Source organism: Streptomyces sp. NPDC086080 (assembly GCF_044540255.1).
GTDB lineage: Bacteria > Actinomycetota > Actinomycetes > Streptomycetales > Streptomycetaceae > Streptomyces.
In genome coordinates, this window is sequence record NZ_JBITRU010000010.1 from 118,191 (window position 1) to 135,001 (window position 16,811).

Here is a 16,811-nt window from a genome sequence, read left to right on the forward strand (position 1 = left end):
TTTGGGGGGGGGGGGGGGCGTTCGCGGGGGGGGGGGGGGGGGGGCGGGGGGGGGGGGGCGCCCCGGGGCCCCCCCCCCCCCCCCCACGTCCGCCGAGCCCATCCGGACGGAACGAGCCGGGCGCCCCGGCCACGTACCGGCGCCCGCGGCGGGAGCACCCGTGCGCAACGGCACGACCGTCGGCGCACCGCCACACCCGTCCGGGCGGAACCACCGGGGTCGGCCGCTCGCACGCGCCCGGAGCGGAGCGCCGGTGACTCGATCGGCCTCGCCCCGTCGGCCTGGCCGCCCGTCCGGGCGGAGCCTTCGGACCCGGTCCCGCCGCGAAGCGTCCGGCGGACGACGGAGCGGGCACCCGGCTCGTACGGTCGAGCCGGGTGCCCGCTCCGGTCGAAGGGGGCCGGGTCAGGGCAGGCGCACCACCTGACCGGCGTAGACCAGGCCGGCGCCGAACCCGACCAGCAGGGCGAGACCGCCGCTCGGCGCCTTGCCGCTCGCCAGCAGTTCCTCCATGGCCAGCGGGATCGAGGCCGCCGAGCTGTTGCCGCTGGCGACGATGTCACGGGCGATGGCGGTGTGCTCCGGAAGGCCCAGCTGCTCGGCCACGAAGTCGGTGATGAGCATGTTGGCCTGGTGCGGGACGAAGGCGTCGAGGTCGTCCACCGTGACGCCTGCGAGGTCCAGCATCCGCCGTGTGGCGGGGACCAGTCGCTCGGTCGCCCAGCGGTAGACCTTCCAGCCCGACATGGTGATGGCGGGTCGCGCCTGGGGGCGCAGGCCCGTGCCGTCGTGCCACGGGGCCGACATCTTCAGGGCGGCGTTGCGCGAGCCGTCCGCGTTCCAGACGACGGGGCCGATCCCGGGTTCCGGCGACGGTCCGACGACCACGGCACCGGCGCCGTCGGCGAAGAGGAAGGCGGTGTCGCGGTCCTCGTGGTCGAGAATGTCCGTCATCCGCTCGGCACCGATGACCAGGACGTAGTCGGAACGTCCCATCCGGACCTGGTCGCTCGCCAGCGCCACCGCGTGGCAGAAGCCGGCGCAGGCGGCCGAGACGTCGAAGGCGGCCGCCCGGCCGGCTCCCAGCCGGTGCGCGACCTCGACCGCGACGGCCGGCATCTGTTCCATGGACGTGATGGTGGCGAGGATGACCGTACCGAGCTGCTCCGCGGAGATTCCCGCCGCGGCGAGCGCCTTCTCGGCCGCGGCCGTGGCCATGGTGGGAAGTGTTTCGGCGGCGGAGGCGTAGCGGCGTGAGCGGATACCCGAGCGGCGCTCGATCCAGTCGGGATCGAGACCGGTCCGTTCGGCGATCTCGGTATTGGGGACGGACCGTTCGGGCCGGTAGGTGCCGACCCCCAACAGTCGGCTGTGGCGCAGGACTTCTGTGTCCCGGATCGCGGTCATGCTTGTCCTTTCCTGGCGTACGGGGAAGCCCGGACGGCGCTGGGGCGGATCGTCGGTGCGGTGCGGGCTGGGCTGAACGGGGTCGGTGCGGCAGGAGTCCGTGTGCGGTCGGCCGTACGGCGGCGCACTCCCGCGGTCAGTGAACCGGCCGGGACGTGTTCCTGCGTCCCCAGCGGGTGGTGCCCCAGGGCTTGTAGGTGGAGACGGCCGTCATGAACACCAGGGACAGCACCGCCACGGCGGCGGCCCCGGCCATCGACCAGCCGACGGTGTCCAGTTCGCCGCCGCGCACCGGGGCGTGCGCGTCGACCAGTTCGTTGGCTTCGAGGATGAGCTGGTGGATGACCGCGAAGCCGAGCAGCATCACGCTCATGGTCATGAAGAACTTCACCGCCACCCATCTGCGCTGAAGCAGCCCCCACTTGGTGCCCGCGGCGACGACGATGCCGGAGATGAGGGCGAACATGCTGGTCATGCCGAGGAAGATCTCGTCCAGCATCGACATGGTGCGGTACATCGACGCCTGCTGTTCGGCACTGTGGGTGGTGGCACCGGCGACCGACATGGCGAACATGCCGGTCACCAGGCCCAGCCAGCCGACGGAGATGGCCACATGGGCGGTGAGGACGGCCTTGCGCAGCCGCTGCGGGATCGTACGGCTGGACCCGCGCACCGCGGCCATCCAGCGGTTGGCGGACGGGACGAACAGCAGCACGAGGCCGACCACGGACGCGATGAGGCTGAGGACGGCCAGGCTGCCCTGCAGCACGCCCACGAACACCCGGCCGCCGATCCCCGCCAGTCCCAGCCCGGTGAACAGGATGCCCAGAGCGGTGAACACGGTGAGCATGACGCGGCCCCACTGGCGTCCGGCCCGGAGCATCTCGGCGAAGAACCCGAACAGCGCGCAGAAGGCGATGGTCAGGACCAGGTCGCCGGTGGTCGCGGCGCCGGCTGCGCCGGTTTCCACCTGGTGGGCGATCTCGAAGACATTGCTGGCGATGGCGGCAAGCGTGGCCACGATCACCATGACGTAGGCCCAGCGGATGGCCGCGGGTGGTCCGGCGCTCGGCGCCGCGGCGGCGGCCGGGCCCGGGGTCCGGGATGGGGCAGGGCGGCCGCGGTCCGCCTCCGGGCCGGACCGCGTCTCTGTCCGGTCTGTCGTACTCACCGTCGCGCCTCCTTCAGGACGAGGCGCCTCATGCCCCGCGGCAGCGGGACATGACGCGCCGTCGATGTGCGGGGTTCTGGCGCGATCAGCTTTGCCGCAGGGTCTCGAAGGACACTCGAAGGCCGGTGGACGGGGTGCGGGCCCGAGGGGGAGGCGGGGCGGGCCGTCTCAGCCCCGGGCGGCCTCGTCCAGGGAGTGCACGAACTTGGTGAGCAGCCGGGCGAATTCCCTGCGCTCGCCCGGTTCCCACTCTTCGAGCAGCTCGGAGTAGAACGCCTGCCGTGTGCGGTGGGCCGCGGCCACGGCCTCCTCCCCCATCGGGGCGAGTTCCAGGCAGCTGCGCCGTCCGTCCTCCTGCGAGGCCACGCGGCGCACGAAACCCGACCGGACGGCGTCGGCGACGATCCGGCTGGCCCGGGAGGGGTCGATGGCCAGCCGGTCGGCGACGAAGCCCACCGTCACATCGAGGCCGCCCTCGCCCGTGCCTTCGTCGACGGCGTCGATGACGGCCAGGGTGTTGAGGTCCACAGGCTCCGCGAGGCCCTTCATCACCGGCCTCGCGAGACTGCGCCGCGACTGCCGGCGACGAATCCGGATCATCGCCGCCTCCACTGCGGCCAACACCGCCTCGTCGACCTGCGCCACATCACCCTGCTTGTCCTCATGTACGTCGATGTCGTCCACACCTTCCACACGTCGAGGCTACTGGCATACGACTGGACCCGGCATTCCTGGGTGTGAGAGAATCATATGCGAAGGTCATGTATATGCTGAGAGCACAATATCTTGTTCGGTGCTCACCCCGGGCACCTCGACCGAAGGAGACCGGAAATGACCGCAGCATCCTCCGCAGCCCGCACCGGCGGTACGACAAGTACCCGGGCGCTCGCCCTGCTCGTGGCCGTGCTGCTCGACGCGCTGATCTGGATCATCGCCGACCCGGTCGCCGGGATCGACCTGCGCATCCCGGACGGTCCCGGCTCGACGACCACCAGCGAGCTGGTGCTTCCGGCCGTGATCATCTCGGTGGCCGTGATCTCACTGGCCGGGTGGGGCCTGCTGGCCCTGCTGGAGCGGCTGACCGCCCGCGCCCGGACGGTATGGACCGCCGTCGCCTCGGCGGTGGTCCTGCTCTCCCTCGTCGGACCCCTGCTCGCCGAGGGCCTCACGGCGGGCAACCGCGTCACGCTCGTCTGCCTGCATCTCGCGGTCGGCGCGGTCCTGATCCCGGCGTACCGCAAGAACGCACGGCGGGCGTGATCCGGACCCTGGCGGTCCAGCGCCCCTCCACGCCGCTTCGAGCGCCTCGGGCAACCGTGAACCCCGGCAACCGAGAGGCCACAGAAGGAGATCGCGTATGTGCGGCATCGCAGGCTGGGCCGTCCGCCGGGGCGGCCCCAGCAAGGACCCCGCAGCCGCCGGGGCCATGGCGCGCACCATGGCCTGCCGGGGGCCCGACGACCAGGGGATCTGGACCAGCCGGCACGCGACGCTGGTCCACACCAGAATGGCGGTCATCGACCTGGCCGGCGGCCACCAGCCCATGTCCGCGGACGAGACCGAGGAACCGTCCGCCGTCCTCACCTACTGCGGCGAGATCTACAACTTCCGCGAGCTGCGGACGGAGCTGACCGGCCGCGGCCACCGGTTCCGGACCCGCAGTGACACCGAAGTGGTCCTGCGCGCCTACCTGGAGTGGGGCGAGCACTGCGTCGAGCGGCTGGAGGGCATGTTCGCCTTCGCCGTCTGGGACACCCGGGAACGCACCCTGTTCCTCGCCCGGGACCGCTTCGGCGTCAAGCCGCTGTACTACGCGCCGACCCGTGACGGACTGGTCTTCGGCTCCGAGCCGAAGGCCCTGCTCGCCCATCCCGACGTGCGCCCGGTCGTCGGCATCGAAGGCCTGCGCGTGCTGTTCTCCATGGCCCGCGCCCCCGGCGAGAGCGTCTACCGCGACATCCACGACCTGCCACCCGGCCACACCCTGCGCTGGGGCCCGGACGGTGGGACATCGATCCGCCGCTACTGGCGGCTGGAGGCCCGGCCCCACGAGCACGGCCTGGAACAGACCGTGGCGACGGTACGCGAACTGCTGGAGAGCAGCGTCGCCCGTGAACTCGTCTCCGACGTCCCGCTGAGTGTCATGCTCTCCGGCGGCCTGGACTCCAGCAGCGTCGCCGCCCTGGCCGCCCGTGCACTGACGGCCGAGGGTGCCGGACCCGTGCGCACCACAACCGTCACGTACAGCGGCTACAGCGACAACTTCCAGCCCGATCTGGTCCGCAGCGCCCCCGACTCCCCGTACGCACGCGCCGTCGCCGGGCACATCGGCGCCGAGCATTTGGAGATCGAACTCACCACCGCCGACCTGATCGACCCGGCCGCCCGTCGCACCGTGCTGCGCGCCCAGGACGTCCCCGCCCCCTTCGGGGACATGGACACCTCCACCTACCAGGCATTCGCCGGCGTCCGCGGGCACTCCAAGGTGGCCCTCACCGGGGAGAGCGCCGACGAGATCTTCGGCGGATACAGCTGGGTCCACATCCCGGACCTGGCGCACGAGGAGCAGTTCCCGTGGGTCGCCTTCGAGCAGTGGCACCCGGGGACCCGCGAAGGGCTCGGACAGGGGCTGCTCTCACCGGAGTTCAAGGCCCGCCTGGACATGAGCTCGTACTACGCGGAGCGCTACGACCAGGCGATGTCGGGCATTCCCCGGCTGCCCGGAGAGTCCGGCGAGGAGCGCAGGGCCCGGGAGATCTGCCATCTGCATCTCACCCACTGGCTGCCCCGGCTGCTGGAGCGCAACGACCGGCTGAGCATGGTCTCCGGTCTGGAAGTGCGCGTGCCGTTCTGCGACCACCGGCTCGTGCAGTACGCGTACGACATCCCGTGGGAGATGAAGACCTACGACGGCCGGGAGAAGAGCCTGCTGCGCGCCGCCGTACGCGATCTTCTGCCCGAGGAGGTCCTGGACCGGCCCAAGGCCCCCTTCCCGGTGAGCCAGGACGTCACGTACACCAAGGCCCTGCACCAGGAGCTCGCGGAGGTGCTGGCCGATCCGGCCTCACCGGTGGTGCGGATCCTGGACCTGGACAGGGCCCGCGCGGTCGCCTCGCAGGGCGACGGGGCAGCGGCGCAGGACTGGCTGCACCGTATGAACGCCGAGATGGTGCTGCAGGTCAACGCCTGGCTGCTGGAGCTCGGGGACCACGTGGAGCTCTGAGCGCACGGCGGGCGCGGCGAGGGCGCCTCCGTTGCGGAGGCGCCCTCGCCGTTCGTCAGACGCAGGCGGGCTGCGTGGCGCGCAGGGCCGTGCGTACCAGCGGGGCCAGACGGTACTGGAAGAACCGGTCCGTGCTCGGGTCACTCGCCCTGTCGACACCCAGCAGGAAGAACTCCACCAGTTCCTCCAGCAGTTCCTCGGCGTCGTCCACGTCCCGGTCCAGAACCGCGGCCGCCCGCTCCACCGTCAGATCGCCGGCCGTCTCCCAGGCAAGCTTGGCCAGGCCGTCCCTGAGGCGGGGTCCGAGCCGACTGCACCGCCGCACGACGTGGTGGAACGGGTGCGGTCGCTGGTCCGCCACCACGGCGGGCCGGTCACGCCTGAGCCAGTCGACGAGCTGGCCGATCGACCAGTGCGGCCGCAGCGCCAGCAGCCCCACGGCCTCCAGCGCCGGGCCCGGGAGGTCCCCGCACAGATCGAGCATCGAGCCCAGGCCCCGGACGTCGCCGGGTACCCGGTCCTTGCCGAACGCGTTGGTGCAGAGTTCGAGTGCCTGCTCGGGGCAGAGCGGGGGCAGATCGACCCGCGCCTTGAACTGGCTGCCGTACAGACGCCGGTAACCGGCGACCACGACAGCCGAGCCGGAGTCGGCGGGCAGGAGGTCGATGATCTGGTCGGTGGCCGCCACGTCGTCGATGACCAGCAGGATCCGGCGCCCAGCGGTCCACGTGTGGAACATCCGGGCCCGGTCGGCCCGGTGGGGTGGCAGGTCGCCGCGCCGGTGGCCGACGGCCTCGAGGAGCCGGGCGAGCACCTCGTCGACGGTCTGCGGGGCCGCCGGGCCGCCGAACGACATGTAGAGCCGCCCGTCGGGGAAGGAATCGCCGAGGCGATGCGCGAGGTGAACGGCGAAGGCCGTCGTGCCGGCCCCGGGCGGTCCGGAGACGGCGAGGCACCTCGGCCCGTCCCCCTCTCCCTGTTCGGCCACCATGCGCGCCGCGTGGCGCAGCTCCGCCTCCCGCCCCACCAGGGGCACGTCCACGGGCATCGTCACCGGTGGTCCGCCGACGGGCACGCTGCGCACGGCCGTCCGGCCGCCGGGAAGGTCGAGACCACGGTCACCGGCCAGCACCTGCTGGTGCAGCCGCTGGAGTTCGGAACAGGGTTCCAGGCCCAGCTCCCGGGTGAGAACGCGGCGAATGCGCTGGAAGGCCTCAAGAGCCTCCGGCCGCCGACCGGCCCGGTAGAGCGACAGCATGAGTTTGGCATGCAGTCCCTCACGGGTGGGGTTGTCCGCGGCGAGCGCCGTCAGCTCGCTGATGAGACGGTGGTGGCGGCCGAGGAGCAGATCGGCGTTGATCCGCTCCTCGAGAACCTCGTAGCGCTGCTCCTGGAGCCGCAGGGCGTCGATCCCGACGAGCGGACCGGGGGTCAGATCACTCAGAGCGGGCCCCCGCCACACGGCGAGGGCCCGCCCCAGCAGGTCGGCGGCTTCCGCCACCGCACCTCTTTCCATCGACTCTCTTCCGCGCACGGCGAGTTGGCCGAACTTCCGGGAGTCCAGGCAGTCGGCGGGGACCGAAAGGCGGTAGCCGCCCGGCGCGGTGAGCAGGGACCCCACGCCCGCGGCCGATCCGGAAGGCGGCGCATCGCACAGTCCCGGCAGCTTGCGCAGCTGGTAGATGTAGGTCTGGAGCGTGGTCGCCGCGCTGGAGGGAGGGCGCTCCTCCCAGAGTTCCTCCACGAGTTGGTGCAGCGGCACCGTCGTGTTGGCCCGCAGAGCGAGCAACGCGAGTACTTGTCGGACCTTCGGTGCAGATGGCGTGACATGCACGCCGTCGTGGACGACTTGCAGGGTTCCGAGTAGTCCGATCTCCAGCACTGGCCCTCCCGTTGGTTGGCATCGATGACACGGCCTGATGCACTTCGTGAGCGTCAGGTCGATTGCTCGACTTCCGCTTGAGCGGTGCTCGACGCCGGGCAGCCGTACGCACATTCCGGGACCCCCGGTCATCTCCCCCACCCGGCGCCGTCAGGCTACACAAAGCATCTATATGCTGGTAGCATATAAATGCGGAAAATCCAGAATGGTGGTCCGGGGAGGACCTGATGACCGACACCGAACCAGACCGCCCACCCGGACCGACGGCCGCGGCGCCACCCCCTTCGCGTCCGCTGCCTCCACGGTTCCCCCTGCTTCTCGCCGCGCTGCTGCTCACCAGCGCGATGTCGATGCTCGACCAGTCGATCGTTGCCACCGCCGGACCGAGCCTGACCTCCGACCTGGGCGGGCTGCACCTGTACAGCTGGACCTTCACGGCGTACATGCTCACCTTCAGCATCGCCATGCCTGTCTACGGAAAACTTGGCGACCTCTTGGGCCGTCGCGCGGTCTATCTGACTGCCGTCGTGCTCTTCCTCGCGGGATCCGCGGCGTGTGGAGCGGCCGGCTCCATGGGCCAGCTCATCGCGTTCCGCGCGCTGCAAGGCCTGGGAGGGGGTGGCCTCCAGGTCAGCGCGTTCTCGGTGCTCGGCGACCTCATGCCGCCGCGTCAGCGCGCAAAGTACCAGGGTTGGTTCGCCGGAGTCATGGTGATGGCGAACCTCGCCGGACCGCTGGCCGGCGGCCTGCTCACCGACCAGCTCGGCTGGCGCTGGATCTTCTACGTCAACCTGCCGCTGGGCCTGCTCGCGATGGCGGGCCTGTGGGCACTGCTCCCGCGGGCCACCCCCGGCGCGCCCCGGCCACGCCTCGACTACGCGGGCACGGCCCTCCTCACCGGCGTCATCGTGTGCCTCGTCCTGCTCACCGACCTCGCCGGACGCCACGGCTGGGGCCACCCCTCCGTCGCCGCCCTCGGCGCGGGCGCCGTCCTGCTCGGCGCGGTCTGGGTGCGCCACGAGCGGCGAGCGGCGGAACCGGTGGTCCCACTCGGACTGTTCGGGAACCGGACCTTCACGATCAGCGTGGTCGTGGCCTTCGCCGTGAGCTTCGCCTTCTTCGGCTCCGTCAACTTCGTACCGCTGCTGTTCCAGACGGTCGAGGGCGTCAGCGCCACCCGGACCGGTCTGCTCTTCCTGCCCGCGATGATCGGCATGGCCGTGGCAACCGTCGTCGCGGGCCAGGTGATCGGCAGGACCGGACGCTACAAGTGGTTCCCCGTCACCAGTACCGCCCTCGCCGCCCTGGCCGCCGCCCTGATGTCCCTGACGTCCACGGAGACGAGCCCCACGACCGTCAGCGCTCTGCTCGCGGTCATGGGCATCGGTGTGGGGCTCTCCTCCCAGGTGACCACACTCGTCGCCCAGAGCACCGCTCCCCGGCGGCACATCGGTGTCAGCACCTCCACGGTCGGCCTCTCCCGCAACCTCGGCGTCGCCTTCGGTGCCACGGTGTTCGGTTCGCTCCTCAACGCGCGCCTGGCCACCGAGGCCGCCCGACTGCTTCCGCCGGATGTGGCGGACCGGGTGACCGGCGGCACTCTGGAGCCACGCCGGATCGCCGCACTCGGGCCGGGGACGGCGGAGGCGGTGGCCGACGTCTACGGCGCGGCGCTCTCCACGGTGTTCCTCTCGGCCGTTCCCGTCCTGCTGGTCGGCCTGGTCCTCGCGCTCATGATGAAGGACGGCAGACTGGAGGCTCCCGGTGGGCCCGGCGCGGCGGGCCCACCGCCGGTGGACGCCGAGGGCGGCGGACGGGACCGGACGCGGAAGGAATGACCACGCGGGCGATCGGACAGCACACGGCCGGGGCCCGGACGGCGACGACCGGCTGCGGCGCGCGACGCCGTCCCACGCCGCAGCCGCGTGAGGCCTGTGCGGCGGCGATCCCTTGACCGCACGTACCCGGCGCCTTCTCGAGCGCGCGTCGAGTCAGGGGCGGCAGCCTCCTTCGCATGCGCAGGAACCTCCTGGCCCGGCCGCGCTCGGCACACTTGTGCCCCGTGCGGCCGGGCGGCTGAGCGTCCGCTGTCCCACCTGCTCGTCGCTCCGGCGCCGGCGACGGCCACGGCCACGGCCACGGGGCGGATCGTCGGAGTGGAGACCGACGTGGCGGCCGTCGCCCGGTTCGGTCCCGCCCCGGAACGCAAACGCGGGCCTCGCCGACAGACTGACTCCTGGGACGGGTCCTTCCGCCAGGCGCAGCGCGAGGCACAGCGTCACCGGCGGCGCGCTGCGTGGCCGAAGAGGCAGTCGCCAGGGCTCTCAGCGCGCGGCGGTCCGCGCCGGCAGCACTTTGAGATACGGACAGGGCCCCTGGGCCGCCCCGCCCTTCACGTCGCCGGCCCCGTCGCCGCGGCCACGGCCCGGCACCAGCGGCATCCGTCCCTCACCCACGACGCGGGGGTGGCATCCACCGTCGTGATCGCGACCGCCGGATCCCTGCGGACCGCCTGCTCCCGAGCGTGGCAGAGCCGTCAGGACGGTCGGTCCCGGTGGTGACGCTCTCCCACGACTCCTCCAGCCGCCGCCACGCCCTCCTGTCGGATCCGGACAGCTCCGAGACCGGAACCAGGCGTTCGGGATGGCCCGGCGGCGGTACGTCCCCGGCATTCTCCGTACTCGCACCCTCCGTACTCCCACCCTCCGTGCGCCCGGCCACCGGAACCTGGCCGGGCTGCGACGCGGGCACGAGGCCGTAGCTCTCGATCGTGGTGTACGCGCCCAGGCTCTGCCCCAGGCCGACGAGCCCCGCCATCAGATGCCGCCCCGCCCGCCGCAGCCACGTCGGTGATTTCCTCATACCGGCCTCTCCTGTCACCGTCTCGGCGGCGTCCGCCTCATGGCTCTTCCGGTGGCTCACGCAGCCCGAGCCCGCGAGCAGACTAGGAAGTCCGCCTCGAGGCGGGGTGGAGGACTACGGGCCGGCGTGCTCCCGCTCTCTCCCGGCGCTCCAGCGGCCGACCAGCGTCTCTCGAACAGGCAGCGGCACAGTGCGGACCGGGGACGCCCACGGCCTGGCGCCCTCACGGCGGCGGTCGGAGCGCAGCGCCTTCCCCCGTGGCGCAGTGCTCCGCCCGCCGCCTTCCGCTGCCTCAGGCGACGCGACCCGTCACGTACCAGGTGGACGGCAGTTCGATCCGGGTGCCATCGGGGGCGTACTCGGTGGTGGTCAGGGGCAGGGTGCCGCTCGCCAGGACGGTCAGTCCGGCCGCGGTCAGGAACTCGGGCACGTCCGCGTCGGCGACCTCGCCGGGGGCTATGCCGTGCCGGAGGACCGGCGCGAGTTTGGGCGGCGGGCCGCCGGGACCGGTCGCGATGCTCCGCAGCACCGCCCCGGCGGTCTCGGACGGCTCCACGAGAAACGCCCGGCCGCGCTCGCCGACCACCGTGGCGACACCATCGGCCAGCGCCTGCCGGTCGTCGGGCTCGCACTGGTGCAGCACACCGCGCACATAGACGTTGGCGTCGCCGAGTTCGGTGTGCAGGGCCTGCGTCCCGGCCTTCTCCACGGCGTCCAGCAGGCGATAGGCCGCCCGCCCCGCCGGATCGGCGGCGCGGGCGTGGTCCAGGGCGGCGGCGGACAGATCGGCGCCGAGGACGCGTGGGAAGCGCTCGGCGAGATAGCGGGTCTGGGTGCCGTTGCCGCAGCCGAGGTCCACCAACGGCAGGCCGGGGTCGGCCAGATGGGGTTCGAACAGGGCGAGATGGCGCGCCGCGGTCAGCGCGGGTTCCGCGTCCCAGAACACCGCCCCCTGCCCGTGCGGTGCCTCGTTCCAGAAGCCCTCCCAGGCCTCCCGGTACCGACTCGTCACGCTCATGACCGACTCCCCAGGGTCCGACGCCGGCCCGCCCCGTGCGACGGGCCAGTACGGTGTACCGCGCCCCGGGCGCGCGGACAAGCGCGCGGGCGCATTCCTTCACGGCGCGTTCGCCGCGGAACGCGCCCTCGTACCACCGGAGTCGGCGCTCAGCGGCGCGGCAGGGTCATTTCGAACCACACGCTCTTGCCGGCCGTGGTCCGGCTCGTCCCCCACTCGCGGGCGAGGGTGGAGACCACCCGCAGTCCGCGCCCGGCCTCGTCCAGGGGACGCGCGTCGATCAGTGTCGGCAGCTCGTGGTCGTCGTCCTCCACCTCGCAGAGCAGGGTGTCGCCGCGCACCAGCCGCAGCGCCACGGGGCGGGCGTGGGAGTGCCGTACGGCGTTGGTGACGAGCTCGCTCACCATCAGCTCGGCAGTGTCGGTGAGCTGCGGCAGACCCCAGCCGTGCAGTTGCTCGCGGACCACCGCGCGGGCCCGGCCGACCTCGGAAGGATCGGGGGCGACCCGCCACTCCGCGACGTCATCGGGGGCGATTCCGGCGAGGCGGACCATCAGCAACGCCACGTCGTCCTTGCGGCCACCGCATACGTTGAGGGCCCTGATGATGGTGTCGCAGGCGTCGTCCATGGACGCGGCCGGGTGGGCGGCGGACTCGCACAGGGTGGCGAGCCCGACACCGATGTCCTCACCGCGCACCTCGACCAGTCCGTCGGTGCACATCACCAGCCGGTCGCCGGGCTCCACGCGCACCCGGACCGCCTCGAAGGGCACCCCGCCGACCCCTATGGGAGCGCCCGTGGGCAGGTCGAGCAGTTCGCTGCGCCCGTCCGCGGCGCGCACCAGCACGGGCGGGATGTGTCCGGCGTTGGCGAGGTGCAGTTCGCTCGCGATCGGGTCGTAGACGGCGTACAGACAGGTCGCGAGGTAGGTGTCGCCGAGCCGCTGGGCCAGGTCGTCCAGGTTGCGCAGGAGCTGGGCGGGCGGCAGGTCCAGCGCGGCCATGGTCTGTACGGCCGTGCGCAACTGCCCCATCATGGCGGCCGAGTTCAGTCCGTGGCCCATGACGTCACCGACGACGAACGCGGTGCGGGACCCGGGCAGTTTGACCGAGTCGAACCAGTCGCCGCCGATCCGGCCGAGGAGGGTCCCCGGCAGATAGCGGGTGGCGATGTCGCAGCCCGCCATGCGCGGCGGGATGTGCGGCAGCATGCTGTCCTGGAGCGTCTCGGCGACGTTCTCCTGGTAGGTGTACATGCGGGCGTTGTCGAGCACGAGACCGGCGCGGGCGGCGAGTTCGGCACCGGTCACCCGGTCCATGTCGTTGAACAGCTGCCGCTCCGGATGGCGCAGCAGGATCATGAAGCCCAGCACCACCTGACGGGCCTTCAGCGGGACGACCAGCATGGACCGGCCGGTGATCAGCGGCCGGATGTCGCGTTTGTCGAACTGCGAGGCGATGGCGTGGCCCATCTCCTCGCTGATGTGCGGCACGAGGACGGGTTCGCCGGTGGTCATGCACTGGAAGAACGGGGTGTGGGCCGGGAAGGGCATGGCCTCGCCGACCTGGACGACGTCGTCCCAGCGGCCGGGTTCGTCGGTGTGCTCCAGGGCGACCCGGTGCCACATGGTGGTGGTGTCGGGCACTCCCTCGTCGAACCCCTCGCCCGCCACGACCTGTTCGCGCAAGTAGGTGCCGGCGACGTCGGTGAAGCGGGGCACCACGGCCTTGCTGACCTCGACGATGGTGCGGGAGAGATCGAGGGAGGTACCGATGCGGGAGCTGACCTCGTTGAGGAACTCCAGGCGTTCCCGGACGGCGGCGTACTCCAGGTCCTCGCTCTCGTCGCGCAGTCCCTCCGGCACCGGTTCACCGGCCGCCAGCGCGCGGGCGGCCCGCGCACGGCGCTCCCGGCGCTCCACGCGCCGGGGCACTCCCCAGTCGGGGGTGACCGGCACCCGGTCGTTCTGGCTGAACTCCAGAACGGGATAGCCCAGTTCGAGGACCTGCGAGACGATCCGGGCGCTTTCCCCCACGCTCATGCTGGGCAGGATCTCGGGCAGGCGCCGGGCGAGGTCCGCGGAGCCGGGGAAGTCGGTGTGCAGGGCGAAGCCGGGGGCGATGCGCTCGAACACCCCTGCCTCGTCCGTGCCCAGCCGGTCCGCGTCGGCGGCCAGCACCAGCAGCCGCTCCCGGCCCGGACCCACCAGCGGATAGGCCCACCACAGCACGTCGACACGACGGCCGGTCCCGGCGGCGGCCAGACGGGCCCGGCCCGCCGCCGGGTAGCTCAGACCGCCGCCGAGGGAGGCGCCGAGTCCGGGGCCCAGCCCGTCGTAGGGGGCATAGCCCTCGTAGGGGGTGCGCTCTCCTCGTACGGGGTGTGCTCCTCGTCCTCGGACAGGGCTCCGGTCACCGGCAGCAGGTCGACGGCCGGACGGCCGAGCGCTTCCTCCTTGGGGAGTGAGAACAGGTGCCGCGCGCCCGTACTCCAGTGCGAGACGAGTCCGTCGCGGTCGACGACGACCACGGCCAGCGGGATCCGGCCGGCTCCGTCCTGTCGGGTCACCGTGCCCTCCCGGGTGCGGTGATCGGGAGGTGCGTTCCGCTCGGTGCCACGGTCCATGGCCCAGGCCCTCTCTCCCCCGGCTGCGCAAGATCTGTACCGCCGGGACCACCGTACGACCACGGTCGGCGGCGATGTGCGGCAATACGGGAATTGCCCGCCGGTGCTCGCACCGGCGTGCGTTTCCCCGTGTGAAGGACCGTTTCAGTCCTCGTGACCCAGTTGGAGGTCGCGTTCCGTGCGGCCTCCGCCGGCCATCTGGAGCACGGTCGCGACCGGCGGGTAGCCGGCGGCGATGACGGTGTACTCGCCGGAGGACAGGTCGACGAACCGGAAGGTGCCGTCGGGTCCGGTGGTGAGGGTGTCGACGACGTTGCCCGCCGCGTCCAGGAGGGTCACCCGCGCCTCCTCCACCGGCCGTCCGCCGCCGGCCCGCACCGTGCCGCGCAGCATGGCGCCACCGGCCAGTTCGACGTCCTGGCGGGTCTCGCGGGCCGCCTGGACGGAGACGGGGAGGGCGGCCGGACGGAACGCGGGGGCACTGGCCGCCAGGGTGTACTCGCCGGCCACCAGCTCGCTGATCACATAGCCACCCTCGCGGCCACTGCGGGTACTGGCGACGACCTCCCCGTGCACATTGGTGAGGGTGACGGCGGCGTCCCGCACGGGTGTGCCGTCGGCGGTGACGACACTGCCGGCCAGGCGGCCCGCGCCGCCGAGGACGACATCGAGTTCGACGGGCCGCTCGCCGACGGTCACCGAGACCGCCTGCGGCTGGTGGCCCCCGGCGGCGGCGATCAGGACGTAGGATCCCGGGCCCGGCGTGGCCAGCGCGTACCGCCCGTCCGCACCGCTGGCGCCGCGTCCGGTCTGCTGTCCGGAGACGTCGATGAGGGTGAGCGCCGCGCGGGGCACGGCGGTCCCGTCGGGATGCTGCACGGTCCCGCAGACGGGAATGCCCCCGGCGTGCGGCGGGCGGAGCGAGGTGGGGGCCTGGCCGGTCGACGTGTGGGGGCGCGCGTCCGGCACCCGCGCGTCGGTGTGCGGCACCCGCGCGTCGAAGTGCTGCGCTGCCTGGGCCGGGTCGGCGGTGGGGGCGTGGTGGGACACCAGTGGTTTCTCCTTGAGGAAGAAGGCGATGAGCAGGCCGAGGACGAGCACCGGCACCAGGTAGAGGAAGATGCGCGGCATGGCGTCCGCGTAGGCCTGCACGTAGGCGTCGCGCAGCCCGGGCGGCAGCGCGTGCACCGACTCGGGGGTGAGGGACCCGGCGTCCGGCATGCCCGCGTCCCCGTCCACGTCCGCGGGGAGGCGGTCGGCGAGCGCGGCGGTCAGCCGGTCGGCGAGGAGCGTGCCGAAGACGGCGGCGCCGACGCTGCCGCCGATCTGCCGGAAGTAGGTGTGGGCGCTGGTGGCGGTCCCGAGGTCGGCGGGGCGCACCGAGTTCTGCACGGCGAGGATCAGTACCGGCATCACCATGCCGATACCGGCGCCGAGGACCGCCGTCCAGATGCCGTAGTGCAGCCGGGGCGTGCCGGGCTCCAGCCGGGAGAGCAGCCCCATGCCGGCCACGGAGAGGGCCGCGCCGGCGACGGGGTGCCACCGGTAGCGGCCGCTGCGGCTGACGAGCCGGCCGGAGACGACCGAGGCGCCGACGATACCGCCCGTCATGGGCAGCATCAGCAGCCCGGACTCGGTGGCGGAGGCCCCGTCGACCATCTGCAGATACGTCGGCAGATAGCTCGCGGCGCCGAACAGCGCCACGCCGGTCACCAGGCCCACCAGACCGGTCACATTGAAGACGGAGTCCCGGAACAGCCGGAGCGGGATGAGGGGTTCGGCGGCGAAGCGCTCGACGACGAGGAAGAGCACCGTCGCCGCGGCGGCGCCCGCGCCGAGACCGAGCACGAGGCGGGAGTCCCAGGCGTACTCGGTGCCGCCCCAGGTGGTCAGCAGCACCAGGCAGATGGAGGCGGCGGTCAGCAGCAGGGTGCCGAGGACGTCGAAGCGGCCCCGCGCGGCGGGTTTGGGGAGCTTGAGCACCAGGGCGACGACGACCATGGTGGCCAGCCCGAACGGCACGTTGACGTAGAAGCACCAGCGCCAGGAGAGGTGGTCGGTGAAGTAGCCGCCGAGGAGCGGTCCGGCGACGGAGGCGAGGCCGAAGGCGGCGCCGATCAGTCCCATGAAGCGGCCGCGCCGCCGCGCCGGCACGATGTCCGCCAGGATCGCCTGGACGCCGGTCATCAGCCCGCCCGCGCCGACGCCCTGCACCGCGCGGCAGACGATCAGCTGGTCCATGGTCGTCGCGCGGCCGGCCAGCGCGGAGCCGACGACGAAGACGAGGAGGGCGAACTGGAAGACGCCCTTGCGGCCGGTCAGGTCACCCAGCTTGCCGTAGACGGGGAGTGCGACGGTGGAGGTGAGCAGATAGGCGGTGATCGCCCAGGACATGCGGTCCAGGCCGTGCAGCTCACCGACGATCCTCGGCAGCGCGGTGGCGACGATCATCTGCTCCAGCGCGGCGAGCGTCAGCGCGAGCAGCAGCGCGAGGAAGACCAGCCGGACCCGACGCGGGCTCAGGCCCGGCTCCCCGACCGGTGCCGGGGGCGGCGGGCTCCCGGCCGGTGGTGCCGAGACCGGCTCGTCCTGCGTCAGAGTGATCCCGCCCACGTGCCGCTC

10 protein-coding genes and 1 pseudogene are annotated in these 16,811 nt (G+C 72.4%); 3 read left to right on the plus strand and 8 right to left on the minus strand.

Annotated elements, in window-relative coordinates; translation table 11 throughout:
• Positions 1 to 405: 405 nt before the first annotated feature.
• The 3 genes from ACIF9R_RS15175 to ACIF9R_RS15185 form a co-directional block, all read right to left on the minus strand.
• On the minus strand, positions 406 to 1,407 hold the full coding sequence (locus ACIF9R_RS15175) for a beta-ketoacyl-ACP synthase 3 (protein WP_399979360.1): 1,002 nt from the start codon (positions 1,405 to 1,407) through the stop codon (positions 406 to 408).
• Positions 1,408 to 1,543: 136 nt separating this feature from the next.
• On the minus strand, positions 1,544 to 2,578 hold the full coding sequence (locus tag ACIF9R_RS15180; RefSeq protein WP_399979362.1) for a hypothetical protein: 1,035 nt from the start codon (positions 2,576 to 2,578) through the stop codon (positions 1,544 to 1,546).
• Positions 2,579 to 2,746: 168 nt separating this feature from the next.
• Positions 2,747 to 3,262 carry a MarR family winged helix-turn-helix transcriptional regulator gene (locus tag ACIF9R_RS15185; RefSeq protein WP_399979574.1) on the minus strand — a complete coding sequence of 172 codons (516 nt, stop codon included), beginning with the start codon at positions 3,260 to 3,262 and terminating at the stop codon, positions 2,747 to 2,749.
• A 147-nt stretch (positions 3,263 to 3,409) separates the two neighbouring features.
• On the opposite strand from ACIF9R_RS15185, the gene ACIF9R_RS15190 reads away from it, so the two are divergent.
• Positions 3,410 to 3,838: a DUF6069 family protein gene (locus tag ACIF9R_RS15190; protein WP_399979364.1), complete on the plus strand. Its 429-nt coding sequence runs from the start codon at positions 3,410 to 3,412 to the stop codon at positions 3,836 to 3,838.
• A gap of 97 nt (positions 3,839 to 3,935) precedes the next feature.
• Positions 3,936 to 5,801, plus strand: coding sequence for an asparagine synthase (glutamine-hydrolyzing) (asnB, locus tag ACIF9R_RS15195; protein WP_399979366.1), 1,866 nt, complete (start codon positions 3,936 to 3,938; stop codon positions 5,799 to 5,801).
• Between the two features lie 55 nt (positions 5,802 to 5,856).
• Here the strand turns inward: asnB and ACIF9R_RS15200 are convergent, their stop codons facing one another.
• Complete coding sequence (locus ACIF9R_RS15200) at positions 5,857 to 7,683, minus strand: BTAD domain-containing putative transcriptional regulator (protein ID WP_399979368.1); 1,827 nt, start codon at positions 7,681 to 7,683, stop codon at positions 5,857 to 5,859.
• 227 nt (positions 7,684 to 7,910) lie between these two features.
• Between ACIF9R_RS15200 and ACIF9R_RS15205 the strand changes: the two genes are divergently transcribed.
• A complete protein-coding gene (locus tag ACIF9R_RS15205) occupies positions 7,911 to 9,521 on the plus strand; it encodes an MFS transporter (RefSeq protein ID WP_399979370.1) in 1,611 nt (536 codons plus the stop codon).
• A 610-nt stretch (positions 9,522 to 10,131) separates the two neighbouring features.
• On the opposite strand, the gene ACIF9R_RS15210 is transcribed toward ACIF9R_RS15205, so the two are convergent.
• From ACIF9R_RS15210 to ACIF9R_RS15225, 4 genes and pseudogenes are all read right to left on the minus strand, one after another.
• The gene (locus ACIF9R_RS15210) at positions 10,132 to 10,545 is read right to left on the minus strand and encodes a DUF6059 family protein (RefSeq protein WP_399979373.1); all 414 of its coding nucleotides are present in this window, start codon (positions 10,543 to 10,545) and stop codon (positions 10,132 to 10,134) included.
• Between the two features lie 292 nt (positions 10,546 to 10,837).
• Positions 10,838 to 11,563, minus strand: a complete 726-nt coding sequence (locus tag ACIF9R_RS15215) for a methyltransferase domain-containing protein (protein WP_399979375.1) — start codon at positions 11,561 to 11,563, stop codon at positions 10,838 to 10,840.
• Between the two features lie 149 nt (positions 11,564 to 11,712).
• Positions 11,713 to 14,189, minus strand: a pseudogene (locus tag ACIF9R_RS15220) (SpoIIE family protein phosphatase).
• A gap of 144 nt (positions 14,190 to 14,333) precedes the next feature.
• The gene (locus ACIF9R_RS15225; RefSeq protein WP_399979377.1) at positions 14,334 to 16,802 is read right to left on the minus strand and encodes an MFS transporter; all 2,469 of its coding nucleotides are present in this window, start codon (positions 16,800 to 16,802) and stop codon (positions 14,334 to 14,336) included.
• Between the last annotated feature and the right edge of the window lie 9 nt (positions 16,803 to 16,811).